This is a genomic window from Pseudomonas sp. KU43P, assembly GCF_033095865.1.
Classification (GTDB): domain Bacteria; phylum Pseudomonadota; class Gammaproteobacteria; order Pseudomonadales; family Pseudomonadaceae; genus Aquipseudomonas.
The window spans coordinates 540,004-564,223 of sequence record NZ_AP019365.1; the positions used below are offsets into that span (position 1 = coordinate 540,004).

Consider the following 24,220-nt stretch of genomic DNA (forward strand, 5'->3'; position numbering starts at 1 on the left):
TCGAAGACTGGGACAGCTGGCAAGTATACAGGCTATCCCCGCGACGGCCCTATCGCCGGCAAGCCGGCTCCCACAGGTACAGCGCAGGCCCTGGGGCGGTACGCTATCGCCGGCTTGCCGGCGATTGGCCCTTCCTGGCGAACATCAATGCCCGGCAGTCTTCGAGAACAGCTGAATCACCACCACCCCGGCGACGATCATTGCCATGCCCAGCATCGCCGGTACATCCAGCTTCTGCCCATAGATCACCAGGGCCGCCACGCTGATCAATACGATGCCCAGCCCCGACCAGAGCGCATAGGCGATGCCCACCGGAATGCTGCGCACCACCAGGGTCAGCATCCAGAACGCGATGCCATAGCCCACCACCATCAGCAGCAACGGCAGTGGCGTGCTCAGGCCCTTGACCGCCTTCATGGAGGCGGTGGCGATGACTTCGGCGCAGATGGCGATGGCGAGGTAGGTGTAGGCGTTCATGGTGCGATTCTCCGGTAACTGGTCGAGCATTCTAGGCGCGCCTCGGATGCGGTAAAGTCATTACCTATCAGCATTGGAGATAGGTTGATGGCAGAGCGTTGGGATCTGGAACAACTGCGGCTGTTCGCACGGGTGGCCGAGCTGCGTTCGTTTTCCGCCGTTGCGCGCGAACAGCGCAAGGCGCAATCGGCAGTCAGCAATGCCATAGCGCTCTTGGAAGCCGACCTGGGTGTCACCCTGTTCGAGCGCAGCAGCGGCAGGCAGCCCCGGCTGACCGAAAACGGCACCGCTTTGCTGGAAGATGCTCGCGAATTGCTTCGCCAGTGCGAGCGCCTTGATGGCCGGGCGCTGGCGCTGATGCGTGGCCAGGAGGCCATGCTGCGGGTAGCCCAGGACGAAGCCATGCCCTATCAGCCGGTGATCGACAGCCTCGACGAACTGGCCAGCCGTTACCCGTTCCTGGAAGTGCAGCTGGCCAGCGGTGCCCAGGGTGATGTGGCGCGAAAACTGGCGGAAAGGCGCGCCGACCTTGGTCTGTTCTTCCATCACGAAAGCATGCCGGCATCGCTGGAGCGGCGCGCCCTGGGCAGCGTGGAAATGGTCACGGTGTGCGCAGTCGACCACCCGCTGGCCCGTGAAGGGCGGGTTACCCGCCAGCAGCTCGCGCGCCATCGCCAATTGCTCATCACCCCGCAGCAAAGCGGATACCCCGGAGGCGAAGCGATCAGCCCGCAGATCTGGCGTGCCGACAGCTTCTACGCCATGGCCGAATTGCTGATGCGTGGCTTGGGCTGGGCCTGGTTGCCGCGGCATGTGGTGCAGTACCCGACCTACCAGGAGCAGATGGTCGAGCTGGACAGCGAGTGGCGGCCTCCGGCCCTGGTGGTGGAGCTGGCCTGGCGCCGTGACGAACCCCTGGGCCCGGCTGCGCAATGGCTGGCCGAGCGCTTTGCGGTGCACCTGCGCGCGATCGGGTAAACTTCGCCGCCATGAACAGAACTCTCTACTCCTTGCTGTTTCACCTGGGCCTGCCGCTGGTCGCGCTGCGCCTGTACCTGCGTGCCCGCAAGGCGCCGGCCTACGGCCAGCGCATCGGCGAACGGTTTGCCTGCAACCTGCCGGCCATGCGCCAGGGCGGTATCTGGGTGCATGCCGTGTCGGTGGGAGAAAGCATCGCCGCCGCGCCCATGGTGCGCGCGCTGCTGAAAGCCTACCCGGACCTGCCGATCACGCTCACCTGCATGACTCCGACCGGTTCCGAGCGCATTCGCGCCATGTTCGCCGACGAACCGCGCATTCAGCATTGTTACCTGCCTTACGACCTGCCGTGGGCGGCCGGGCGTTTTCTCGACCATGTACGGCCGCGCCTGGGCATCATCATGGAAACCGAGCTGTGGCCCAACCATATTCACCAGTGTGCCAGGCGCGGTATTCCGGTAGCCCTGGCCAACGCCCGTTTGTCCGAGCGTTCTGCCCGTGGCTATGCGCGCCTTGCCAAGCTGACCCGGCCGATGCTCGCCGAGATGAACCTGATCGCCGTACAGACCGAAACCGAGGCGCAGCGCTTTCGTGATCTTGGCGCGCGCCCTGAGTGCGTGCAGGTGACCGGCTCGATCAAGTTCGACCTGAAGGTCGATGAACACCTGCTGCCGCGCGCCAAGGCGCTGCGCGATCAGTGGGGTGCAAGCCTGCGGCCGGTGTGGATTGCCGCCAGTACCCATGAAGGCGAGGACGCGCTGATCCTGCAGGCGCACCAGACGTTGCTGCAGGCACACGGCGACGCGCTGCTCATTCTGGTACCACGCCACCCCGAGCGGTTCAATGCGGTGCATGCCTTGTGCAGCGAGCAGTTCGTCACGGTGCGTCGCTCTGCCGGTACGGCGGTCGACGCCCAGACTCGCGTGCTACTCGGCGATACGATGGGTGAGTTGCTGTTCCTCTATGCGCTGGCCGACATCGCATTCGTCGGCGGCAGCCTGGTCGCCACCGGCGGCCACAACCCGCTTGAACCGGCTGCGCTGGCGCTGCCGGTGATCATGGGGCCGCACGTGTTCAACTTCCTCGAAATCAGCGCAATGCTGCGCGAGGCAGGGGCCCTGCAGCAGGTGGATGATGCCGATGGCTTGGCAGAGGCGGTGCGACGGCTGATCGAACTGCCGCAGGATGCCCGGCGCATGGGAGTCGCCGGGCAAGGGGTGATGCAGCGTAATCAGGGTGCGCTGCAACGTTTGCTGGAGGGCCTGGGGCGCTTGATCACTGGCTGAGTGGGTGAAGCGCCACAAACCCCTGGAAGTCATTGCTATCTTCCATCCGGACCCCTCCGCCGACTACCAAGCGGGGTGGGGCCTCCGTCACCAACATGCTGTTTGCCAGTGTGGCCTTTTTGCCTATTGCTACGCCCGTTGGGAACTCGTCCTTCACCAAGCCATGTTTATCGAAAGCGGCTGCGATGTAACCTGTGTTGGAGACGTCGAGAATTCCTCCAACAGCGTAGATACGCTCTTCCTGGTCTTGATTCATCCGGGTAGCTATCTGCCAGAACGATGTCTCGTGGTCATTCAGCTGAAGGTAGAACGGGAGGCCATTGTTGAAACCCGTGTCGACCTTGCCATCAAACGCATTGAGGCGCGCCAGAAACGCCCTTCGCTTGCCCTCCACGCGTGTCATGCCAACGATGTTCACCGCGTTCTGATCGGGCGAGAGCGACAGGTTCAAGAGATTCACTCTGTCTTTATGTTCGATCGTGACCATGCCCGTCTCGCCGAACCCTTTGATCGGCTTACCATCCATATCGTAGGTGGCCAGAATACCCTTCAGGCCGGCATCCCCCAGTACCAGAATCACTTTATCGCTGCGCAGCGATGCATTGGTGAGTTCGAAATCTTCGGCGCCTTCGGGTACTGGTTTGAGCTTGCCGCCATCACCAAAATCAGTGTCGAGTTCACCGTTGTCTTTTAGCCGCAACAAGTAACCCGTCTCTGCAGATGCGATCAGGTAGCCACCGCCAGGCAGCGCAATGTGGGTGGTGGAAGAAGGGGCAGCGGCGCTTGCCATCACCTTCACCTGGGCAGCATCGGCTCTGGTTTGGGTCTCCTGCTTCGATGCCAGGTCACGGAAAACCTTGGTGCCGGCATTGCCAAACGAGGTGTCCAACGGTCCGCTGGCTTTCAGCCTTGCAAATGCTGGGTAGAGGTCATCCCCCCACAGAGCGCCGGCGAGAAACAGTGTGTCGCATGGGCCTGCCTGTGCCGACAGTCCGAAGAAGATCTCGTCGCCAGGCTCGAAGTGGTGTACGGCCAGCAGTTTTTCGTTTTGTTCGCTATCCAGGCTCGACAAGGTAAAGGAGGAGTCCTCCGATGGCGAGTTGCCTGTGAGTAGAAGTGAACCCTTGGATGCAGGGGCGAGGCTGATGGTGCCGACCTCGCCGGTCTTGTCTAGATAAATGAATGCTTCGGTATGCCGATTCAACGTGCTACTCATGTGCTTTCCATCCTCTCAATCGATAGTGTTGGACCTCTCGGCGAATGTAGAAGGAAGGGGAAAGCTGGGTAACTAGTAGATATGACAGGTAAGCCCTGGAGAGCGCCTCCAGGGCTTGGCCAGCGACTTACGGCCTGCGCTCGAAGTTCTTCGCTGCAGCCGCCGCCAGGTCCGGCGGCAGGAAGTCCTTGTCCGGGTTGTAGTCCGCCTTCAGGTAGCGCTTGAGGTCAATCAGGTCCTGCGGGCTCAAGGTGCCGGCCGCCTGCTTCAGGCTCAGGTTGTCGAGAATGTAGTCATAGCGGCTGTTGTTGTAATCGCGTACCGACGTATACAGCTGGCGCTGTGCATCGAGCACGTCGACGATATTGCGGGTACCGACCTGGTAGCCGATCTCGGTGGCTTCCAGTGCACTCTGGTTGGAAATGATCGACTGCTTGCGTGCCTGCACCTGTTCCACGTCGGTATTCACCGCCCGGTGCAGGTTGCGGGTGTTCTCCACCACCTGGCGGCGCAGACTCTCGCGCTGCTGCTCGCTCTGGCTCAGGCGCTGGTAGGCCTCGCGCACCTGCGAGCTGGTCAGCCCGCCGCTGTAGATCGGGATGTTCAGCTGCAGGCCGATGCTGGTCTGCTCCACGTCACCGCTGTAGCGCTGGCCGGGGAAGGGCGAAGGGTTGGTGAAACCGAAGTTGTCGTTGTCGCCTTTCTCGTAGCGGGCCACCGCATCAAGGGTCGGCGCGTGCCCGGCCTTGCGCTGGCGCAGGGTTTCTTCGGCGGCGTCAACCGCGTGGTTGGTGGCCAGCAGGTTGAGGTTCTGGCGCCCGGCGGTTTCCACCCAGGCCTTGGCGTCGTTGGGCGTCGGCACCTGGATTGGCAAGGTGTGGACAACACCCTGGATCGAGCTGTACTCGCGGTTGGTCAAGGTCACCAAGGCTTCGAAGGCATCCTGCACCTGGCGCTCGGCAATGATCCGGTTAGCTCGCGCGGTGTCATAGCTGGCCTGGGATTGCAGCACGTCGGTCTTGTCGGAAAGGCCGACGTCGAAACGCTCATTGGACTGGTCGAGCTGGCGCTTGAACGCCGCTTCCTCGGCCTTGGTCGCGGCCAGGTTGTCCTGGGCGCGCAGCACGGCGAAGTAGTTTTGCGCGGTCTGCAGGATCAGGTTCTGCTCGGTGGCCGACAGTTCCAGCGCTGCCTGCTCGTTGACGGCCTCGGCAGCCTGCAACTGGAACCAGCGGTCGGCGCGAAAAATCGGCTGCGACAGGGTGGCATTCCAGGCGTTGCCACTACGGTTGGTGGTGGCCGATGGTTCGTCGAGCTTGGTACGCGTGCTGAGCATCTCGGCACCGGCCGACAGGTTCGGCAGCAGGCCGGCACGGGCCTGGGGCACCACTTCGCGGCGGGCGCCATAATCGGCGCGGGCGGCGGCAAGATCGGCGTTGTTGTCTACCGCTTCCTGGTAGACGCTGACCAGATCGGTCTTCACCGTTGTGGGCACATCCGCTGCCCAGACCACTCCGTTGGACGCACAAGACACGGCAATCGCCAGTGAGAGTTTGCGCAGCATAAAGGCAATCCTTGTACGAAATTTTAATTTCTGAACTGTTGAGTATCGAATGACGGGCCAGTGTAGTGCCGTGTGCAGCCGGCAACAATCGCCGAGTGTGCCTTTCATCATCACTACGATTTACCCGCTTGGCTTTGCCGACCACTCCAGTCTAGACTGCGCATGTTCTTGTCGGGGTGCCTTGAAGCAAAGGCTGAGATCGCAGAGGTGCGGATCCCGTTGAACCTGATCAGGTTAGCGCCTGCGTAGGGAACAAGATTGCTCGCCTTCCCGGGGAGCCTCTTGTGCCAGGTCCGGGAATGTCACAGCTGCATGCAGCTCAAGGCACCCCTCCATCCGGCACTGCACACCCGTCAAGGGGTGCGTTCGCGTCTTTCAGGTTCACCCCGACATCCGCCCAAGGAAGACGTCTGGAGAGCCTGTGATGAGCAAACAAGAAAAAACGATCAACCTCAGCGAGTCGGCCCAAGTCGACCAGCAGTCCGTGCAACCTTTCCCGCGTTCGCGCAAGGTGTATGTCGAAGGCTCGCGCCCGGACATTCGCGTGCCCATGCGCGAAATCAGCCTGCACGATACCCCCACCGACTTCGGCGGCGAAAGCAACGCGCCGGTGCTGGTCTATGACACCTCCGGCCCGTACACCGACCCCAGCGTCGTCATCGATGTGCGCAAAGGCCTGGCCGATGTGCGCTCGGCCTGGATCGACGCGCGTGGCGACACCGAGCGCCTGGCCGGCCTGAGCTCCAATTTCGGCCAGCAGCGTCTGAGCGATGCCGAGCTGGCCAAGCTGCGCTTCGCCCATGTGCGCAACCCTCGCCGTGCCAAGGCTGGTGCAAACGTCACGCAGATGCACTACGCCCGCCAGGGCATCATCACCGCCGAGATGGAGTACGTCGCCATCCGCGAGAACATGAAGCTGCAGGAGGCGCGCGCCGCCGGCCTGCTCAGCCAGCAGCACGCCGGCCACAGCTTCGGTGCGAGCATTCCGAAAGAGATCACTGCCGAATTCGTGCGCGAAGAGATCGCCCGCGGCCGCGCAATCATCCCGGCCAATATCAACCACCCGGAACTGGAACCGATGATCATCGGCCGCAATTTCCTGGTGAAGATCAACGGCAACATCGGTAACAGCGCGCTGGGTTCCTCGATCGAGGAAGAAGTGGCCAAGCTGACCTGGGGTATCCGCTGGGGCTCGGACACGGTCATGGACCTGTCCACCGGCAAGCACATTCACGAAACCCGAGAGTGGATCATCCGCAACTCGCCGGTACCGATCGGCACTGTGCCGATCTACCAGGCCCTGGAAAAAGTCGGCGGCGTTGCCGAAGACCTGACCTGGGAGCTGTTCCGCGACACCCTGATCGAACAGGCGGAGCAGGGCGTGGACTACTTCACCATCCACGCCGGCGTGCTGCTGCGCTACGTGCCGCTGACCGCCAAGCGGGTCACCGGCATCGTCAGCCGTGGCGGTTCGATCATGGCCAAGTGGTGCCTGGCGCATCACCAGGAGAACTTCCTGTACACGCATTTCGACGAGATCTGCGAAATCATGAAGGCCTACGACGTCAGCTTCTCGCTGGGCGATGGCCTGCGCCCAGGCTCGATCGCCGACGCCAACGACGCGGCCCAGTTCGGTGAGCTGGAAACCCTCGGCGAGCTGACCAAGATTGCCTGGAAGCACGACGTGCAGTGCATGATCGAAGGCCCGGGCCACGTGCCGATGCAGTTGATCAAGGAGAACATGGACAAGCAGCTGGAGTGCTGCGACGAGGCGCCGTTCTATACCCTCGGCCCGCTGACCACCGACATCGCACCGGGCTACGACCACATCACTTCGGGTATCGGTGCGGCGATGATTGGCTGGTTCGGCTGCGCCATGCTTTGCTATGTCACCCCGAAAGAGCACCTGGGCCTGCCGAACAAGGACGACGTCAAGACCGGCATCATCACCTACAAGATCGCCGCCCACGCCGCCGACCTTGCCAAGGGCCACCCGGGCGCGCAGATTCGTGACAACGCACTGTCCAAGGCGCGTTTCGAATTCCGTTGGGAAGACCAGTTCAACCTGGGCCTGGACCCGGATACCGCACGCGCCTTCCACGACGAGACGCTGCCAAAGGAATCGGCCAAGGTCGCGCACTTCTGCTCGATGTGTGGGCCGAAGTTCTGCTCGATGAAGATCACCCAGGAAGTGCGTGAATACGCCGCCAACCAGCGCATCGAAGCGGTGGATGTGGCAGTCGAGGACGGCATGCGCGAGCAGGCCGAGCGGTTCCGCCAGGAAGGCAGCCAGCTTTATCACAAGGTGTAACAACAATAACCGGGCGGTGCGCCTGCGCGCACCGCATCGCCGGCAAGCCGGCTCCCACGCCTTCCTGTGGGAGCCGGCTTGCCGGCGATTGGCCCCAATACTTTTTCTGGCGAGCACGAATCAGCATGACCACCCCCAGCCACTTCTCTCCCGACCACCCGGTCCCTTCCAACCAGCGCCCCTTTGGCGCCCGCGACCTGTTCTCGCTGTGGTTCTCCCTCGGCATCGGCCTGATGGTCCTGCAGGTGGGGGCCATGCTCGCCCCCGGCCTGGGCCTTGCTGGCGCGGTGCTGGCCATCGCTCTGGGCACCGGCGTGGGCGTGCTGCTGCTGGGCGCCGCGGGCGTGATCGGCAGTGACACCGGCCTGTCGGCCATGGCCACTCTGCGCCTGAGCCTGGGCCGTCACGGCGCGCGCTTGCCGGCGCTGCTCAACCTCCTGCAGTTGGTGGGCTGGGGCGCATTCGAGATCATCGTCATGCGTGACGCCGCCAGCCTGCTGGGCGCGCGCACCTTCGGCGAAGACAGCCTGTGGAACAGCCCGATGCTCTGGACCCTGTGCTTCGGCGGCCTGGCCACTTTGCTCGCGGTCAGCGGGCCGCTGGCCTTCGTGCGCAAGATCTTGCGCAAATGGGGGATCTGGGTGCTGATGGGCGCTTGCCTGTGGCTGACCTGGAACCTGTTCGCCAAGGCCGACCTGGCCGAGTTGTGGAGCCGCGGCGGGGACGGTTCGATGTCGCTGGCTGTTGGCTTTGACATCGTCATCGCCATGCCGCTGTCGTGGCTGCCGCTGATCGCCGACTATTCGCGTTTCGCCAGCAGCGCCAAGCGCGTGTTCGGCGGCACCGTGTTGGGCTATTTCATTGGCAACACCTGGCTGATGAGCCTGGGCGTGGCCTACACCTTGGCATTCGCCCCGAGCGGTGAGGTCAATGCCCTGCTACTGGCCCTGGCGGGCGCGGGCATGGGTATCCCGTTGCTATTGATTCTGCTGGACGAGTCGGAAAAGGCCTTTGCCGATATTCACTCGGCTGCCGTTTCCAGCGGCTTGCTGGTGCCGGTGAAAGTCGAGCACCTGGCCTTGGCCATCGGCGTGCTCTGCACGCTGATCGCGCTGCTGGCGCCACTGGCCCAGTACGAAAACTTCCTGCTGTTGATCGGCTCGGTATTCGCGCCGCTGTTCGGCGTGGTGCTGGTGGACCACTACCTGATCCGCCGACGCCGTGCGCCGGCACAGGTCGACGGGCTGCACTGGCAGGCCCTGCTGGCCTGGGTGGTGGGGGTCGCGGTCTATCACCTGATCGCCGCGCAGGCGCCGACGCTGGGCGCCACGCTGCCAGCATTGATGCTGGCAGGTGGGCTGCATGCGCTACTGAGCCTCAGCCGCGGCCGGGAAACAGTTCAGGCTTGAGCACGCCATTCAGGCGCGGGTAGGGGATCTTGAGTTCCACGTGGCCCATGGAGTAGGGCGCGATGGTGTAGACCTCATACTTGACCACTACCGCGCCGTAGGTCAGCGCGATGTGCGGGGACTTCTGGAACGGCCAGGTCTTCACGAACTGGGCGTCCTTGTCCATGCCGACGCTGATCAGCCAGGCGCGGTGCGATTCCTCAACGGTCTTCCAGAAGGTGTCTTCCTGGCCCGGCACCAGCATGTCCTGCAGGGTCAGCACCTTGTCCTGCTTGCGCGAGTAGTTGATGAAACCGCGCCCGGGCATGCCGTGGGCGCCGCCGCTGTCGAGGTAGCTGGACAGCTCGATGATCACCAGCCCGTCATGCTGTTCACGTACCTTGGCCTGCAGGTAGCTGCTGTTGCGCTTGTCGGCGCTGGCCAGGTACTGCTGCTCGTAGGCCTGCAAGGTGCTTGGCGCGGTGCCGTGCTGGTTGTCTTCGGTGAGCTGCAGCAGGCGCTTCTCGACGATGGCGTCGAGTTTCGGCAGGTCCGGGAAGTGAATGGTGTCGATGTTCACCAATGGGCAGTCACTGGCGCTGCAACCGGGTTTGACGTGCTCCCACGCGTCGCGCTTGACCTCGAGCGGTGCACGGTAGTTGGGCGTGAACAGGCTCTGGCAGGCCCCCAGGGCCAAGGCCAGCACCGCCACGGAAGTCAGTTTGACAAGTGTCATGATGATCCTTGCAGAACAGTGAAAAGTCGGCCTTTGACCGTCTGCGCGGCCTTCAGTTCGCCACTAAGCTAACAGAGAGAAGGCCCGCTGTCCCGACTGGGCGAACGGTTGCCGGAAAGGGATGAAACCGGCAGGCGTGCAGAGTAGGATGGCGCGATGCGGTATTCGAGGTAATGAGGATTTCCATGTCAGACGCGTTGAATTCAGTGCCTAAGGGCTTCGAGATCATCGAACGGGCCAATTGCTTCCAGGGCTTCTACAAGCTCGACAAGCTGCGCCTGCGCCACGAGCTGTTCGCCGGCGGCATGGGGCGTGAGATCAGCCGTGAGCTGTTCGTGCGGCACGACGCCGTATGTGTGTTGCCCTATGATCCCCAGCGCGATGAGGTGGTGCTGATCGAGCAGTTTCGCGTCGGTGCCCTGGACAAGATCGGCAACCCTTGGTTGATCGAGATGGTTGCCGGGCTGATCGACAAGGACGAGCAACCGGAAGAAGTGGCTCACCGCGAAGCCGAGGAAGAAGCCGGCCTTGCCTTCAGCGCCCTGTGGCCGATGACCCGCTACTTCCCCTCGCCGGGCGGCAGCGATGAATATGTGCACCTGTTCCTCGGGCGCTGCGTCAGCGAAGGCGCCGGAGGCTTGCATGGCCTGGAGGAAGAGGGCGAGGACATCCGGGTACGTGTGTGGTCCTTTGAAGATGCACTGCAAGCCGTGCGTGACGGGCGCATCTGCAACGCGGCGACCATCATCGGGTTGCAGTGGTTGGCCCTGAACCGCGAAGAAGTACGAGGTATGTGGAAGTGAACCTGTTGCGTGAGCGTTATCGGGTCGACCTGGCCGGGCTGCAAGCAGCCTGTGAGGCCAACTATGCCCGGCTCATGCGCCTGCTGCCCGACATGCGTACCACCCAGAGCTCGCGGCGCATCGGCATGACCCAGGGCGACCAGATGCTCGGCGTGCTGGTGCTCGATGTGTTGCTGGCCTGCCCGTACACCACCACCTTGCGGGTTCGCCAGGAGCACAGCCTGCCTTGGCTGCCTGTGCCGCACCTGGAGGTGCAGGTATACCACGATGCACGCATGGCCGAAGTGGTCAGCGCCGAACATACCCGGCGCCTTCGCAGCATCTACCCATACCCCAACGAAGCGATGCACCAGCCGGACGAGAAAGCCCAGCTCAACCTGTTCCTGGGTGAATGGCTAAGCCACTGCCTGGCTTGCGGCCATGAACTGGCAAGTGTGCGCTGAAATGTGACGCCGGTCGGCTTCTACTGTTTGCTCGGCACGGCCGCAGCGCCATAATTCCCGCTGAATCCGTTCGAGGAGACGGCCGTTGCCGCACCCAGACCTTTCCCCGGCACCCGTGCATGTGGTGCAACTCACAGACGCCCATCTGTTCGCCGATCCGGCGGGCACGTTGCTGGGCCTGAACACCCGCGACAGCCTGCGTCACGTGATCGAACAGGTGCGGCGCGAGCAGCCGCAGATCGACCTGCTGCTGTGCACGGGTGATCTGTCCCAGGACGCCAGTGTCGCTTCTTATGAGGCTTTCCATGAATTGACTGCTGGGCTGGGAGCGACTGCACGCTGGCTGCCAGGCAACCATGATGAAGCGCGGGTGATGGCCGAAGTGGCACCGCGACTGGTGCAGGCGGTGACCGATGTGGGCGCCTGGCGCGTGGTGATGCTCAACACCGCGGTGTTGGGGGCTACCCATGGACTGCTTGAGCAGGACCAGTTGGCAGTGCTGGACGAGGCCTTGGCATCGTCGGGCGAGCGGCATTGCCTGGTGTGTTGCCACCACCAGCCGGTGGACATCGGCTGTGCCTGGATTGCCCCGATCGGCTTGCGCAATGCCGATGAACTGATGCTACGGTTGGCGGGCTATCCACAGGTGAAAGCCTTGCTGTGGGGGCATATTCATCAGCCATGGGATGAAGTGCGTGATGGCGTGCGCCTGCTGGCCACGCCGTCTACCTGCATCCAGTTCGCCGCCCGCAGCGAAGACTTCAAGGTCAGCGAGGAACAGCCAGGGTATCGCTGGCTGCGACTGCATGCCGATGGGCGGCTGGAAACTGGGGTGGAGCGGGCCAGGGACTTCGAGGTCAGGCTCGACTTCGACAGCCCTGGGTATTGAGTTAATGGGGCTGCTGTGCAGCCCATCGCCGGCAAGCCGGCTCCCACGATGGGGAGTCGCTGCCCATGCTCTGTGGGGGCCGGCTTGCTGGCGATGGGGCCGGCGAAATTGTTGCGAAAAACCAGGCGCGGCGCCAAAACCCGGCGAACACGCTACACTGCGCATCCCTGCGCCCGCACCCTCGGGCGCGAAGCCGAAGATTCCGGGGGCAGCATGTCGGGTTCCATCCTCTATATCCATGGCTTCAACAGCTCACCGTTGTCCACCAAGGCGCGCCAGCTCGAAGCAGTAATGCAGCAGCTTGGGCTGGCGGACCAATTGCGCCTCCCCGCCTTGCACCACCACCCGCGCCAGGCTATCGCGCAACTCGAGGCCGCCATCGCCGAGCTGGGCGCGCCCCTGCTGGTCGGCAGTTCGCTCGGCGGCTACTATGCCACCCACCTGGCCGAGCGCCATGGCTTGAAGGCGCTGCTGGTCAACCCGGCGGTCAACCCGCACAAGCGCTTCGACGGCTACCTGGGCAGCCAGCGCAATCACTACACCGGTGAAACCTGGCAACTGACCCACGACCATGTCGAGGCGTTGGCCGAACTGGAAGTGCCGGCCCCCGAAGACCCCAGCCGCTATCAAGTGTGGTTGCAGACCGCCGATGAAACCCTGGACTATCGCGACGCCGAACGTTATTACCGAGCCTGTGCCCTGCGTATTCAGGCCGGTGGCGACCACAGCTACCAAGGTTTTGCCGCGCAGTTGCCAGCCTTGCTGGCGTTCGCCGGGATTGCCCGGCAGCAGTACGCGGCACTCGATTTTTCTGTATTTTGATTTTTTCGCATTCACCAGACTGACGACGAGAACCCATGGCCAATCCCAGCGCTAGCGCCTATAACGCAGACGCCATCGAAGTCCTCTCGGGCCTTGACCCGGTCCGCAAGCGGCCGGGCATGTACACCGATACCAGCCGGCCGAACCACCTCGCCCAGGAAGTCATCGACAACAGCGTCGACGAAGCCCTGGCCGGCCACGCCCGTTCGGTCCAGGTCATCCTGCATGCCGACCATTCGCTGGAAGTCAGCGACGATGGCCGCGGCATGCCTGTGGATATCCACCCCGAAGAGGGCGTATCGGGGGTCGAGCTGATCCTCACCAAGCTGCACGCCGGTGGCAAGTTCTCAAACAAGAACTACCAATTCTCCGGCGGCCTGCACGGTGTAGGTATCTCGGTGGTCAACGCCCTGTCGACCCAGGTGCGCGTGCGCGTCAAGCGCGACGGCAACGAATACCAGATGACCTTCGCCGATGGCTTCAAGGCCAGCGAGCTGGAAGTGGTCGGCACGGTCGGCAAGCGCAACACCGGTACCAGCGTGTACTTCAGCCCGGACCCCAAGTATTTCGATTCGCCGAAATTCTCCATCAGCCGCCTCAAGCACGTGCTCAAGGCCAAGGCCGTCCTGTGTCCGGGCCTGCTGGTGAGTTTCGAGGACAAGGCCAGCGGCGAGAAGGTCGAGTGGCACTACGAAGATGGCCTGCGCTCCTACCTGGTCGATTCGGTCAGCGAGTTCCTGCGCCTGCCTGACGAGCCGTTCTGCGGCAGCCTGGCCGGTAACAAGGAGGCCGTGGACTGGGCCTTGCTGTGGCTGCCTGAGGGTGGCGACAGTGTTCAGGAAAGCTACGTCAACCTGATCCCCACGGCCCAGGGGGGAACGCACGTCAACGGCCTGCGCCAGGGCCTGCTGGACGCCATGCGCGAGTTCTGCGAGTTCCGCAACCTGCTGCCGCGTGGTGTGAAGCTGGCGCCGGAAGACGTCTGGGAGCGCATTACCTTCGTCCTCTCGATGAAGATGCAGGAGCCGCAGTTCTCCGGGCAGACCAAGGAACGCCTGTCGTCCCGCGAAGCTGCGGCCTTCGTTTCGGGCGTGGTCAAGGACGCCTTCAGCCTGTGGCTCAATGCGCACCCTGAAGTGGGCATGCAGTTGGCGGAATTGGCCATCAGCAACGCCGGCCGTCGCCTGAAGGCGAGCAAGAAGGTCGAGCGCAAGCGCATTACCCAGGGCCCGGCACTGCCAGGCAAGCTGGCCGACTGCGCCGGACAGGACCCCATGCGTGCCGAGCTGTTCCTGGTCGAGGGTGACTCCGCCGGTGGTTCGGCCAAACAGGCGCGTGACAAGGAATTCCAGGCGATCCTGCCGCTGCGCGGCAAGATCCTCAACACCTGGGAAGTAGACGGCGGCGAAGTGCTGGCCAGCCAGGAGGTGCACAACATCGCCGTGGCCATCGGTGTCGACCCCGGCGCCGCCGACCTGTCGCAGTTGCGCTACGGCAAGATCTGCATCCTCGCCGACGCCGACTCCGATGGCCTGCACATCGCCACCCTGCTGTGCGCGCTCTTCGTCCAGCATTTCCGCCCGCTGGTGGAGGCCGGTCACGTGTATGTCGCCATGCCGCCGCTGTACCGGATCGACCTGGGCAAGGAAATCTACTACGCCCTCGACGAAGCCGAGCGTGATGGCATCCTCGACCGGCTGGTGGCCGAGAAAAAGCGCGGCAAGCCACAGGTCACCCGATTCAAGGGGCTGGGCGAGATGAACCCACCGCAGCTGCGCGAAACCACCATGGATCCGAACACCCGGCGCCTGGTCCAGCTGACCCTGGACGACCTGCAGGGCACCACCGAGATCATGGACATGCTGCTGGCCAAGAAGCGCGCCGGCGACCGCAAGAGCTGGCTGGAGACCAAAGGCAACCTGGCCGAGGTCTTGGTTTGATTCGTCTGCTGGTCGCAGTGCTGTTGAGCCTTGTTGCCCTGCCGAGCCTGGCAGGCAACTGGCCGGAGCTGAAGCTGGTAGCCGAGCACCCCATCGACGGCATGCGCGGCGGCAACCTTTCCGGGTTGGCCGTTTGCCGTGGTGCGCTGTGGGGTGTTTCCGATCGCGACGACGACCGCATCTACCGTTTCGATCAGCAGAACGCGGTGTGGCGGGCCCAGCCTCTGACGTTCACTCCGCCGCCGGTACCGGAGAGCGGCTTGCCCTGGGGCCTGAAAACGCGCAACTGGGCCGCGTCGTACATTCGCGGTGGTGAACTGGATTATGAAGGCATTGCCTGCGATCAGGCCGATAACCTCTACCTGGTCAGTGAAGCCCACGCGGCGGTGCTGCAATTGCCGCTCGAAGGCGAGCCCGACTGGCTGAAGATCGACCCGGCGATGATTCGCCAGGCCCGAGCCAGTGGCATGCTGCTTCACTTCAACGCGTTGTTCGAAGGCCTGGCGATCAACCCGGCCGGCGACCGCCTTTGGCTGGCAGCCGAGCGTGAGCGTCGTGGCCTGGTGGCGATCGAGCGCCAGCAGTCGGTGTGGACCTGCGGAGCTACCTGCGTACTGCTGAGCGAGGCCGGGGTGGAAATGCAGCCGCCGCAGATGCCCAACGCCCGTGCGCTGGCGCGGGACTTCGCCGACCTGGCCTGGTTCGAGGGCAAGCTGTTCACCCTTGAGCGCAATGCCTATCGCATTTGCCGGCGGGATGCCGACAGTGGCAAGGTCGAGCGCTGCTGGTCGTTCGCTGCCGATACCTTGGTGCCGGAGCGACTCTACGACCAGCCTTTCGGCCTGGCCGAAGCGCTGGTGATCGATGCCAAGGGCGCGTGGATCGGTATCGACAACAACAATGGCGACCGTGCCGATGGCGAAAGCCGGCCAGTCGTCTGGCGCTTCGATGCCCCTCAGGGTGGCTGGAGCGCCAAGCCATGAGCCAGGCCCCGGGCAAGCGTGCCGGCAGGGTACTGATGATCGTCGCCTGGGCGGCGGCGATGTTCCTCGCCACGCGTTTCTTCGGGCAGTGGGAGGAGCGCCAGGCCAACCCCAACGCCCAGGTGCAGTCCGAGCATGGCGAAGGCTTGATCGAAGTGCGACTGCTGGGTAACGGCCAAGGTCATTTCGTGGCCGATGGTGCGATCAATGGCCGGGTGGTGCACTTCATGCTCGACACCGGCGCCACCGACGTGGCGATTCCCGAGGCGCTTGCTCGCGACCTGGACCTGCAGCGTGGCGCCCCGGTCATGCTCAGTACCGCCAACGGCCGCACCGAGGGCTATCGCACCCGCCTGGACAGCGTGCAGCTCGGTGACATCCGCCTGCAGAACGTGCGTGCTCTGGTGGTGCCGGGGCTGGATGGGCAAACGGTGCTGCTCGGCATGAGCGCGCTGAAACAACTTGAATTTACCCAGCGCGGCGGCACCATGCTGCTGCGCCAGAACCTGAAATGACGAGGCCCGCATGAGCGACCCACTGGAACTCAGCCTCGACGGCGTCGAACGCCGATCGCTGGCTGACTTCACCGAACAGGCCTACCTCAACTATTCCATGTACGTAATCATGGACCGGGCCCTGCCGCATATCGGCGACGGCCTCAAGCCTGTGCAACGACGCATCGTCTATGCCATGAGCGAGTTGGGGCTCGATGCCGACGCCAAGCACAAGAAGTCGGCGCGTACCGTCGGCGACGTGCTCGGCAAGTTCCACCCCCACGGTGATTCGGCCTGCTACGAGGCCATGGTGCTGATGGCGCAGCCCTTCAGCTACCGCTATACGCTGGTCGACGGCCAGGGTAACTGGGGTGCGCCAGACGATCCGAAGTCGTTCGCGGCCATGCGTTATACCGAGGCGCGTCTGTCGCGTTACTCCGAGGTGCTGCTCAGCGAACTGGGCCAGGGCACCGTGGACTGGGTGCCTAACTTCGACGGCACCCTGCAGGAGCCTGCGGTGTTGCCAGCGCGCCTGCCGAACATCCTGCTCAATGGCACCACGGGTATTGCCGTGGGCATGGCCACCGACGTGCCGCCGCACAATCTGCGTGAAGTGGCCAGCGCCTGCGTGCGCCTGCTCGACGAGCCGAAGGCCACCATCGAACAGTTGTGCGAGCACATCCAGGGCCCGGATTACCCGACCGAAGCCGAGATCATCACCCCGCGTGCCGAGATCCTGAAGATCTACGAAAGTGGCCGTGGTTCGATCCGCATGCGCGCCGTATATCGGGTCGAGGACGGCGATATCGTTGTCACCGCGCTGCCGCACCAGGTTTCCGGTGCCAAGGTGCTGGAACAGATCGCCGCGCAGATGCAGGCCAAGAAGCTGCCGATGGTCGCCGACCTGCGTGACGAGTCGGACCACGAGAACCCATGCCGTATCGTCATCATCCCACGCTCCAACCGGGTGGATGCGGCCGAGCTGATGCAGCACCTGTTCGCCACCACCGACCTGGAAAGCAGCTACCGGGTCAACGTCAACATCATCGGCCTCGACGGCCGGCCACAGCTGAAGAACCTGCGCGCCTTGCTGCTGGAATGGCTGGAGTACCGCATCGGCACCGTTCGTCGCCGTCTGCAGCACCGCCTGGACAAGGTCGAGAAACGTTTGCACCTGCTGGAAGGCTTGCTCACTGCGTTCCTCAACCTGGATGAAGTGATTCACATCATCCGCACCGAGGAGCATCCCAAGCAGGCGTTGATCGCCCGCTTCGAGCTGACCGAGATCCAGGCCGAATACATTCTCGAGACCCGCCTGCGTCAGCTCGCGCGCCTGGAAGAGATGAAAATCCGTGGTGAGCAGGACGAATTGCTCAAGGAGCAGGCCAAGCTGCAAGCCCTGCTCGGCAGCGATGCCAAGCTGCGCAAACTGGTGCGCAGCGAACTGATCAAGGACGCCGAAACCTACGGTGACGATCGCCGCTCGCCAATTGTCGAGCGTGCCGAAGCCAAGGCCTTGTCCGAAAACGAGTTGATGCCAACCGAACCGGTCACCGTGGTGCTGTCGGAAAAGGGTTGGGTGCGCTGCGCCAAGGGCCACGATATCGACGCAACCGGCCTTTCCTACAAAGCGGGTGACGGTTTCAAGGCCGCTGCCGCAGGCCGATCCAACCAGTTCGCCGTCCTCATCGATTCCACCGGGCGCAGCTACTCGCTGGCTGCGCATACCCTGCCTTCGGCGCGAGGCCAGGGTGAGCCGTTGACCGGCCGCCTGACGCCGCCACCGGGCGCCACGTTCGAGTGTGTGCTGTTGCCTGAAGATGATGCCCTGTATGTGGTGGCTTCCGACGCCGGCTACGGCTTCGTGGTCAAGGGCGAAGACCTGCAGGCCAAGAACAAGGCCGGCAAGGGCCTGCTCAGCCTGCCCAACGGCGCCAAGGTGATCAGCCCGCGTCCGGTGGCCAACCGTGAGCAGGATTGGCTGGCGGCAGTGACCACCGAAGGTCGTTTGCTGGTGTTCAAGGTGGCTGACCTGCCGCAACTGGGCAAAGGCAAGGGCAACAAGATCATCGGCGTGCCTGGTGATCGGGTGGCCAGTCGTGAAGAATATGTCACCGATCTTGCCGTGATTGCCGAGGGTGCAACCCTTGTTTTGCAAGCTGGCAAGCGTACCCTGTCCCTGAAACCCGACGACCTTGAGCATTACAAGGGGGAGCGGGGCCGGCGCGGCAGCAAGCTGCCACGCGGGTTCCAGCGTGTCGATGGGTTACAGGTAGAGGGGCCGGCCTGACCCGATGAATGGTCTGGAACGGCATTTTCAGCGCCGTTCCAGGCGGAAATGCTGGAGTCGGACCGACATTTCGCGGATGATAGTGCACCTTGTGGTGCCGGCGTGGCCGTGTGCCCGAATGAACGAATATCAGTATCACTGCGGTTTGCCGGGGGCGACCGCTTGGATGGGATGAATGAGATTTCTGCGCCTTCCATTTGCGCTGTTGATGACGGGCTTGCTGGGGCTGAGCGGATGCAGCATGCATCAGCCGGTTGCCTTGTATCAGCTCGACAGCGGTGATCCTGGCCAGCCTTCGCAAAGTGCGGGCATGGCCGTGGTGCTCGGCCCGGTGTCGGTCGCCGATTACCTGCAACGCGAAACATTCCTGCAGCGCCAGGCCGATGGAAGCCTGAGTTCGGCGACCGACGGTCGTTGGGCTGGCAGCCTGTCGGCAGACATCGACCAACTGCTGGTCCGTCAGCTTGCCTGGCGCCTGGACAGCCAGCGTGTGGTCCTGGCACCTGCCAGCACCGGCTTCACGCCAGACGTGCAGGTGTTGCTGTCGATCACCCGTTTGGACTCGGGCAAGAACCAGCCGGCGATTCTTGATGCCCAATGGCGCGTGCTCGACCGCCGTGGCCATGTGCGTGACAACCGTATCGTTCACCTCGAGCAGCAGCACGAGGGTAGCGAGTCTTCGCAGGTACAGGCCCAGGGGCAATTGCTGCAGAAGCTGGCCGAACAGTTGAGCGTGGCGGTCAAGCCGCTGGCCAACCAGCCGGCGATAGCCGAGGAGACGCCGAAGAAGCCTGCGGCACCGGTGCAGGTTAAGAAGGAGCCGGAGAAGTCGAAGATTCCGATGGCTTCGCCGATCCGTACCGATATGGAAGTCTATCGGTTCTGATGGTTCTGCCAGATATGAAAAAGCCCGCACTTGTGCGGGCTTTTTCATATCTGGGTATGACACATACCCATGTAGGCGCTATCAGGCCCTGCGTTCGTGCATGCGCGCCAACTGCCGCTCCAGCATCGACGGATAAGGCTCCATCAACCGCTCAACACAGCAAGCGCCCTCAGGGCTGGCAATCGGTCGAATGCGTGCACGTTGACGAATCAGCGCGTCATCGCTGATCGGCCGCTCCACCAATAGCAGGTTGCGGCTGTGCTGGGACAGCGCCAGGGCATCCTGGGCCTTTTCTTCCATCAGCAGGTCAACCTGCTCCAGCCCTTGCAGGTCATCGCCCAGGGTCAGCCCAAGCTGTAGCTGCAGGGTGATGCCACTGTCGGCGACCTCGATTTGCAAGGCGTGGCCCAGGGCGCGCAGCAACTCACCACAGCAAATCGCGTTGGTCAGGTAATCCTCGCCACAGTCGCTGCTGTGGAAGAGCACCAGGGTGCTGCCGTCATTGAGCGTGAAGGTTTCGCCTTCGTACAGCGAGGCTGCCTGTTCCAGGCAGTCGCGGTAGCGCTCCAGCAGTTCGGTCAGGCGTGTGCGCGGCAGGCGGCGCAGTTGCTCCTGGGAGCCGAGCTGGACCGCGAGCACCGCGGTGTACTGCGGCTCGTCGGATTTGACCACGGCCTGCTTGGGTGCGGGCTCCTCATCCAGCAGCCCGGCGAAGGCCTCGTCGTCGTCCTCGTCAGCATCGACCAAGACCTTGGCCCGTGGCGCGGCTTTCGGCGCAGGTGCAGGCACGTCTGCGTGGAAGTCATCGAACTGCTCTTCGTCCTCTTCTTCCGGCTCGGGCTCAGGCGGTGGCGGCGGGGCCAGGCGAGCATGCAGCTGGCGCGCGATATCGCCGATCTCATCCTGGCGGTCGATGGCCGGGGTGTAGGGGTGTGGGTCGCGCAGCCACACACGCAGTTGCAACAGCGGCAGGGTGATGTGGCGGCCTTGGCGCAGGCTCAGGCTCAGCGCCAGGGCCAGCAGGATCGCGGCCAGGATGCCCATGCTCTGCAGGCTGATCAGCATCGGCTGCTGGAACTGGCTCATGTCCAGGCTGATGCGCAGCTGCCCGGCAGTCACGTCCTGGAAGGTGATCTTGGTCTGGTACAGGCCTTGCGCTTCACCCAGCAGGCTGTTGCGCGGGCGCTGGCCGGCTTCGGCGAGTATGCGATTGTCCACGCTGTAGATCGCCGCATGGGCCACCAGCGGGTTCTTCACCAGGTTGCCCAGCAACACATTGAGGCTGAGGATGTCGTTGGACACCAGCAGCTCGGTCGCCGAGGTGGCGGTCTGGGTAGTCAGGCTCTGGCCAAGGGCGTCGGCCTGTTCGTGCATGGCCTGCTTGAACTGCAGGCCCATCACACAGGCATAGATCACCAGCGCCAGCGCCACCAGGAAAATGTTGGTGCTGGCGATGCGCAGTGCCAGTGGAACGCGACGTTGGCGCAGGGCACGGAAGATCATGAGGAAGAAGTTATCTGGTTTGACGGGCGTGGGCCGGTTCACAGAGCGCGGCTCTTAATGGCAGAAAAGTGTTGCGCAGTATAGCGACCCGTGTTTTGTCGGCAAAGTATCGTTGGCGCCCGATGGTCATGGAAAATCGGTAGAATGCGCATTTTTCATCGAAGTCGGAGCCAGGTTGTGCGCGAAATCGTCCTGATCAACATCACCGGTGAGGACCGTCCCGGTCTCACTGCCGCAATTACCGGCGTCCTGCTCCAGGGCGGTGTGAACATCCTCGACATTGGCCTGGCCGTCATGCACGGCACCTTGTCGTTCGGCATTCTGGTCGACATCCCGGACAACGAAGTGGCCACCAGCCTGCTGCAGAGCGTGCAGTCCAAGGCCCACGAACTGAACCTTCAGGCCCGCTACACGCCGATTTCCGAAGCGGATTACCAGCACTGGGCCGATGGTCATGGCGAGGCTCGCCATATCGTGACCTTGCTAAGCCGCAAGGTCACGCCGGAGCAGCTGCAACGGGTCAGCGCAGTCATCAGCCAGTACGGCCTGACCATCGAGCGTATCGAGCGGCTGTCTGCCCGCGTGGCGCTGGATGCCCCGAGCGAAAAAGGCAAGGCAGCCGTGGAGATTTCCGTGCGCGGCGTGCCGAGCGACACTCAGGCCTTGCGTGCCGACTTCTTTGCCTTGTCCGAAGCGTTGAGCATCGACATTGCCTTCCAGAAGGACGACCTGTTCCGCCGTAACCGCCGTCTGGCGGTGTTCGACATGGACTCGACGCTGATCGAGGCCGAGGTCATCGACGAGCTGGCCAAGGCTGCGGGCGTTGGTGAGCAGGTCGCCGCCATTACCGAGCGCGCGATGCGCGGCGAGCTGGACTTCCGCGCCAGCTTCAAGGAGCGCATGGCGCTGCTCAAGGGGCTGGATGTCAGCGTTCTGGACGAAATCGGTGCTTCCCTGCGCCTGACCGAGGGCGCGGAAAATCTGTTCGCCGAACTCAAGCGCCTGGGTTACAAGACCGCGATTCTTTCCGGTGGATTCACCTATTTTGCCAAGCAGGTGCAGGCGCGCCTGGGCATTGACTACGTGTTCGCCAACGAGCTGGAGGTGGTCGACGGCAAGGTGACCGGCGTGGCCGTGGAGCCGATCGTCGATGCCCAGCGCAAGGCCGAGCTGCTGCAGCAGCTGGCGAGCGAGGAGGGCTTGCAGCTCGAGCAGACGATTGCCGTGGGTGATGGTGCCAATGACCTGCCGATGCTGTCGCTGGCCGGCCTGGGTGTGGCCTTCCGCGCCAAGCCGCTGGTGCGCCAGTCGGCCAAGCAGGCGATTTCCACCCTGGGGCTGGATGGGGTGCTGTACCTGCTGGGGCTGCGCGACCGCGACGCCCGCGTCTGATCTGAAATTCCGGGGCTGCTTGGCAGCCCAATCGCTGGCAAGCCAGCTCCCACAGGATTATGCAGCGCTGCGCAGATTGTGGGAGCCGGCTTACCGGCGATGGGCCGCAAAGCGGCCCGACATGCAGCGCATCAACCCTGCGCAGGCACCGCCAGCAGCTCACCCATGCGGGTTGCCGACCCGGCCCCCAGGTTTTCTGCCCACTTCACCTGCTCCGGCCCGAACAGCACGATGGCTGTGGAACCCAGCTTGAAGCGGCCCAGCTCCGCACCTTTTTCCAGGTGGATAGGCGCACGGCTGCCTTCGTCATACCGGAACGTTTTCAGTTCACGCTTCGGCGGCGTGACCAGCCCGGCCCAGACCGTCTCGATCGAGGCGACGATCATCGCACCGACCAGCACCACGGCCATCGGCCCGCGCTCGGTATCGAACAGGCACACCACGCGCTCGTTGCGAGCGAACAGCTCAGGGACGTTTTCTGCCGTGGTCTGGTTGACCGAGAACAGGCGGCCCGGTACGTAGACCATCTCGCGCAGGGTACCGGCCAGCGGCATGTGCACGCGGTGATAGTCCTTCGGCGACAGGTAGATGGTGGCGAACTCGCCACCCATGAACGGTGCGGCCAGAGCCGGGTCGCCACCGAGCAGCTCCAGGGCGCTGAAGCTGTGGCCCTTGGCCTGGAAGATACGGCCATGCTCGATCGGGCCGAGTTGGCTCACGGCACCATCGGCCGGGCAGAGGATCGCCCCTGGGGTTTCGTCCAGCGGGCGGGCGCCCGGCTTCAGCGCGCGAGTGAAGAAGGCGTTGAAGTGCTCGTAGGCGCTGAGGTCTTCGACCAGCGCTTCGCTCATGTTCACCTGGTAGCGCTTGGCGAACCAGGCGGTGAATGCGTTCTTGAACCAGCGTGCGCGGCACTCGGCGACGCAGCCGGCCAACCGCGACAGCAGGTGGTGCGGTAGCAGGTACTGGCTGATGATGAACAAACGGGATTTCATGCAGGTTCCTTAGACTTCTACAGGCGTGTCCGGGTGGTTGCCCCATTCGCTCCACGAACCGGCGTAGGCCTTGATGCGTGGGTAGCCGAGGGCTTTGGCCACCAGGTAGGTGAAACCGGAGCGGCGGTGTGACTGGCAATGGGTGATCACTTCCTTGTCAGGGGTGATGCCCTTTTCTTTCAGAACATCGGCGATGTCCTTGCGGATGCGCAGGTGGTCGTTCAGATCCATGCCTGCGGTCCATTCGAAATTGATGGCGCCGGGAATATGCCCGCCCTTGGCCGCCAGCAGCTTCTCTCCGCTGAATTCCTGGGGCGCACGGGCATCCCAGATGACCAGGTCGTCTTTGCCAAGGCGACTTTGCAGGTATTCGCGGGTGGCGGTTGGCTCGCTATGCACGTGCAAGCGTACAGGCGTGTTGGCCGGTGCCGGTACTTCGGTCACCAGCTTGTCTGCCGGCCAGGCCTGGATGCCGCCGTTGAGGTAGTGATAGGCCGAGTGACCGATCACGTCGAGCATCCAGATGAAGCGACCGGCCCAGCCACCGCCTTCATCGTCGTAGACCACGTAGACGGCATCGTCGTGGTGGCCGAGCTCGCTGAACAGTTTCTCCAGGTCGCCAAGGGCGGGCAGCAGGCCGGGCGCTGGCGGCAGGCCCAGCTGGGTACGCTTGCCTTCGACGAAGCGAGCGCCAGGGATATGGCCGCTGACATAGCGGTTGGCGCTGCTCAGGTCGACAAGGATCAATTGGGGTGAATCCAGGCGCGGCAACAAATCCTCGGGCTCGATCACCAGAGGCAGTCCGGAAAAATCGGTCATCCACG

Annotated in this window: 21 protein-coding genes and 1 riboswitch; of the genes, 14 read left to right on the forward strand and 7 right to left on the reverse strand. The window is 63.4% G+C overall.

The window, feature by feature from the left end:
* Positions 1 to 144: 144 nt before the first annotated feature.
* Positions 145 to 477 (reverse strand): multidrug efflux SMR transporter, encoded by a 333-nt coding sequence (locus KU43P_RS02405; protein ID WP_317660901.1) that lies wholly within the window; start codon positions 475 to 477, stop codon positions 145 to 147.
* 87 nt (positions 478 to 564) lie between these two features.
* Here KU43P_RS02405 and KU43P_RS02410 point away from each other — a divergent pair, with 87 nt between their 5' ends.
* Both KU43P_RS02410 and waaA read left to right on the forward strand, forming a co-directional pair.
* Positions 565 to 1,455 carry a LysR family transcriptional regulator gene (locus KU43P_RS02410; RefSeq protein WP_317660902.1) on the forward strand — a complete coding sequence of 297 codons (891 nt, stop codon included), beginning with the start codon at positions 565 to 567 and terminating at the stop codon, positions 1,453 to 1,455.
* 11 nt (positions 1,456 to 1,466) lie between these two features.
* Complete coding sequence (waaA, locus tag KU43P_RS02415; protein WP_317660903.1) at positions 1,467 to 2,741, forward strand: lipid IV(A) 3-deoxy-D-manno-octulosonic acid transferase; 1,275 nt, start codon at positions 1,467 to 1,469, stop codon at positions 2,739 to 2,741.
* Here waaA and KU43P_RS02420 read toward each other — a convergent pair.
* Both KU43P_RS02420 and KU43P_RS02425 read right to left on the reverse strand, forming a co-directional pair.
* A complete protein-coding gene (locus KU43P_RS02420) occupies positions 2,731 to 3,957 on the reverse strand; it encodes a hypothetical protein (RefSeq protein WP_317660904.1) in 1,227 nt (408 codons plus the stop codon). The two genes, waaA and KU43P_RS02420, sit on opposite strands and share 11 nt — an antisense overlap.
* A gap of 127 nt (positions 3,958 to 4,084) precedes the next feature.
* Entirely contained in the window at positions 4,085 to 5,521 is a 1,437-nt protein-coding gene (locus tag KU43P_RS02425) for a TolC family outer membrane protein (protein WP_317660905.1), read from the reverse strand.
* A gap of 162 nt (positions 5,522 to 5,683) precedes the next feature.
* A riboswitch (TPP riboswitch) is annotated at positions 5,684 to 5,790 on the forward strand.
* Positions 5,791 to 5,945: 155 nt separating this feature from the next.
* Here KU43P_RS02425 and thiC point away from each other — a divergent pair.
* On the forward strand, positions 5,946 to 7,832 hold the full coding sequence (gene thiC / locus KU43P_RS02430) for a phosphomethylpyrimidine synthase ThiC (RefSeq protein WP_317660906.1): 1,887 nt from the start codon (positions 5,946 to 5,948) through the stop codon (positions 7,830 to 7,832).
* 125 nt (positions 7,833 to 7,957) lie between these two features.
* Entirely contained in the window at positions 7,958 to 9,241 is a 1,284-nt protein-coding gene (gene cytX / locus KU43P_RS02435) for a putative hydroxymethylpyrimidine transporter CytX (protein ID WP_317660908.1), read from the forward strand.
* Here cytX and KU43P_RS02440 read toward each other — a convergent pair.
* A complete protein-coding gene (locus KU43P_RS02440) occupies positions 9,210 to 9,956 on the reverse strand; it encodes an RsiV family protein (RefSeq protein WP_317660909.1) in 747 nt (248 codons plus the stop codon). The genes cytX and KU43P_RS02440 overlap by 32 nt on opposite strands.
* Before the next feature lie 185 nt (positions 9,957 to 10,141).
* Between KU43P_RS02440 and KU43P_RS02445 the strand changes: the two genes are divergently transcribed.
* From KU43P_RS02445 to KU43P_RS02485, 9 genes are all read left to right on the forward strand, one after another.
* Positions 10,142 to 10,759, forward strand: coding sequence for an NUDIX domain-containing protein (locus KU43P_RS02445; RefSeq protein WP_317660910.1), 618 nt, complete (start codon positions 10,142 to 10,144; stop codon positions 10,757 to 10,759).
* Entirely contained in the window at positions 10,750 to 11,202 is a 453-nt protein-coding gene (locus KU43P_RS02450; RefSeq protein ID WP_027920723.1) for a DUF1249 domain-containing protein, read from the forward strand. The genes KU43P_RS02445 and KU43P_RS02450 overlap by 10 nt, the downstream gene beginning before the upstream one ends.
* Before the next feature lie 85 nt (positions 11,203 to 11,287).
* Complete coding sequence (gene cpdA, locus KU43P_RS02455; protein WP_317660912.1) at positions 11,288 to 12,091, forward strand: 3',5'-cyclic-AMP phosphodiesterase; 804 nt, start codon at positions 11,288 to 11,290, stop codon at positions 12,089 to 12,091.
* A gap of 213 nt (positions 12,092 to 12,304) precedes the next feature.
* Entirely contained in the window at positions 12,305 to 12,913 is a 609-nt protein-coding gene (locus tag KU43P_RS02460) for a YqiA/YcfP family alpha/beta fold hydrolase (RefSeq protein ID WP_317660913.1), read from the forward strand.
* Positions 12,914 to 12,948: 35 nt separating this feature from the next.
* Positions 12,949 to 14,853: a DNA topoisomerase IV subunit B gene (gene parE, locus KU43P_RS02465; protein ID WP_317660914.1), complete on the forward strand. Its 1,905-nt coding sequence runs from the start codon at positions 12,949 to 12,951 to the stop codon at positions 14,851 to 14,853.
* Positions 14,850 to 15,836, forward strand: a complete 987-nt coding sequence (locus KU43P_RS02470) for an esterase-like activity of phytase family protein (protein ID WP_317660915.1) — start codon at positions 14,850 to 14,852, stop codon at positions 15,834 to 15,836. The genes parE and KU43P_RS02470 overlap by 4 nt, the downstream gene beginning before the upstream one ends.
* Positions 15,833 to 16,351, forward strand: a complete 519-nt coding sequence (locus KU43P_RS02475; RefSeq protein WP_317660916.1) for a TIGR02281 family clan AA aspartic protease — start codon at positions 15,833 to 15,835, stop codon at positions 16,349 to 16,351. Before KU43P_RS02470 ends, KU43P_RS02475 begins: the two co-directional genes overlap by 4 nt.
* A 10-nt stretch (positions 16,352 to 16,361) precedes the next feature.
* Positions 16,362 to 18,620, forward strand: coding sequence for a DNA topoisomerase IV subunit A (gene parC / locus KU43P_RS02480; RefSeq protein ID WP_317660918.1), 2,259 nt, complete (start codon positions 16,362 to 16,364; stop codon positions 18,618 to 18,620).
* A gap of 175 nt (positions 18,621 to 18,795) precedes the next feature.
* The gene (locus KU43P_RS02485) at positions 18,796 to 19,506 is read left to right on the forward strand and encodes a membrane integrity-associated transporter subunit PqiC (RefSeq protein WP_317660919.1); all 711 of its coding nucleotides are present in this window, start codon (positions 18,796 to 18,798) and stop codon (positions 19,504 to 19,506) included.
* Positions 19,507 to 19,587: 81 nt separating this feature from the next.
* Here KU43P_RS02485 and KU43P_RS02490 read toward each other — a convergent pair whose 3' ends face one another.
* Positions 19,588 to 21,051, reverse strand: coding sequence for an AhpA/YtjB family protein (locus tag KU43P_RS02490; RefSeq protein WP_317660920.1), 1,464 nt, complete (start codon positions 21,049 to 21,051; stop codon positions 19,588 to 19,590).
* 135 nt (positions 21,052 to 21,186) lie between these two features.
* Here KU43P_RS02490 and serB point away from each other — a divergent pair, with 135 nt between their 5' ends.
* A complete protein-coding gene (gene serB, locus KU43P_RS02495) occupies positions 21,187 to 22,401 on the forward strand; it encodes a phosphoserine phosphatase SerB (protein ID WP_317660921.1) in 1,215 nt (404 codons plus the stop codon).
* A gap of 131 nt (positions 22,402 to 22,532) precedes the next feature.
* On the opposite strand, the gene asd is transcribed toward serB, so the two are convergent.
* Both asd and KU43P_RS02505 read right to left on the reverse strand, forming a co-directional pair.
* Positions 22,533 to 23,396 (reverse strand): archaetidylserine decarboxylase, encoded by an 864-nt coding sequence (gene asd / locus KU43P_RS02500; RefSeq protein ID WP_317660922.1) that lies wholly within the window; start codon positions 23,394 to 23,396, stop codon positions 22,533 to 22,535.
* 9 nt (positions 23,397 to 23,405) lie between these two features.
* Positions 23,406 to 24,215, reverse strand: coding sequence for a rhodanese-like domain-containing protein (locus KU43P_RS02505; RefSeq protein WP_317660923.1), 810 nt, complete (start codon positions 24,213 to 24,215; stop codon positions 23,406 to 23,408).
* Positions 24,216 to 24,220: the final 5 nt, after the last annotated feature.

What these genes read in the sequence shown, in the direction of transcription:
- KU43P_RS02405 (WP_317660901.1), bottom strand. Translation starts at nt 477, where the DNA reads ATGAACGCCTACACCTACCTCGCCATCGCCATCTGCGCCGAAGTCATC.
- KU43P_RS02410 (WP_317660902.1), top strand. Translation starts at nt 565, where the DNA reads ATGGCAGAGCGTTGGGATCTGGAACAACTGCGGCTGTTCGCACGGGTG.
- waaA (WP_317660903.1), top strand. Translation starts at nt 1,467, where the DNA reads ATGAACAGAACTCTCTACTCCTTGCTGTTTCACCTGGGCCTGCCGCTG.
- KU43P_RS02420 (WP_317660904.1), bottom strand. Translation starts at nt 3,957, where the DNA reads ATGAGTAGCACGTTGAATCGGCATACCGAAGCATTCATTTATCTAGAC.
- KU43P_RS02425 (WP_317660905.1), bottom strand. Translation starts at nt 5,521, where the DNA reads ATGCTGCGCAAACTCTCACTGGCGATTGCCGTGTCTTGTGCGTCCAAC.
- thiC (WP_317660906.1), top strand. Translation starts at nt 5,946, where the DNA reads ATGAGCAAACAAGAAAAAACGATCAACCTCAGCGAGTCGGCCCAAGTC.
- cytX (WP_317660908.1), top strand. Translation starts at nt 7,958, where the DNA reads ATGACCACCCCCAGCCACTTCTCTCCCGACCACCCGGTCCCTTCCAAC.
- KU43P_RS02440 (WP_317660909.1), bottom strand. Translation starts at nt 9,956, where the DNA reads ATGACACTTGTCAAACTGACTTCCGTGGCGGTGCTGGCCTTGGCCCTG.
- KU43P_RS02445 (WP_317660910.1), top strand. Translation starts at nt 10,142, where the DNA reads ATGTCAGACGCGTTGAATTCAGTGCCTAAGGGCTTCGAGATCATCGAA.
- KU43P_RS02460 (WP_317660913.1), top strand. Translation starts at nt 12,305, where the DNA reads ATGTCGGGTTCCATCCTCTATATCCATGGCTTCAACAGCTCACCGTTG.
- parE (WP_317660914.1), top strand. Translation starts at nt 12,949, where the DNA reads ATGGCCAATCCCAGCGCTAGCGCCTATAACGCAGACGCCATCGAAGTC.
- KU43P_RS02475 (WP_317660916.1), top strand. Translation starts at nt 15,833, where the DNA reads ATGAGCCAGGCCCCGGGCAAGCGTGCCGGCAGGGTACTGATGATCGTC.
- parC (WP_317660918.1), top strand. Translation starts at nt 16,362, where the DNA reads ATGAGCGACCCACTGGAACTCAGCCTCGACGGCGTCGAACGCCGATCG.
- KU43P_RS02485 (WP_317660919.1), top strand. Translation starts at nt 18,796, where the DNA reads ATGAGATTTCTGCGCCTTCCATTTGCGCTGTTGATGACGGGCTTGCTG.
- asd (WP_317660922.1), bottom strand. Translation starts at nt 23,396, where the DNA reads ATGAAATCCCGTTTGTTCATCATCAGCCAGTACCTGCTACCGCACCAC.
- KU43P_RS02505 (WP_317660923.1), bottom strand. Translation starts at nt 24,215, where the DNA reads ATGACCGATTTTTCCGGACTGCCTCTGGTGATCGAGCCCGAGGATTTG.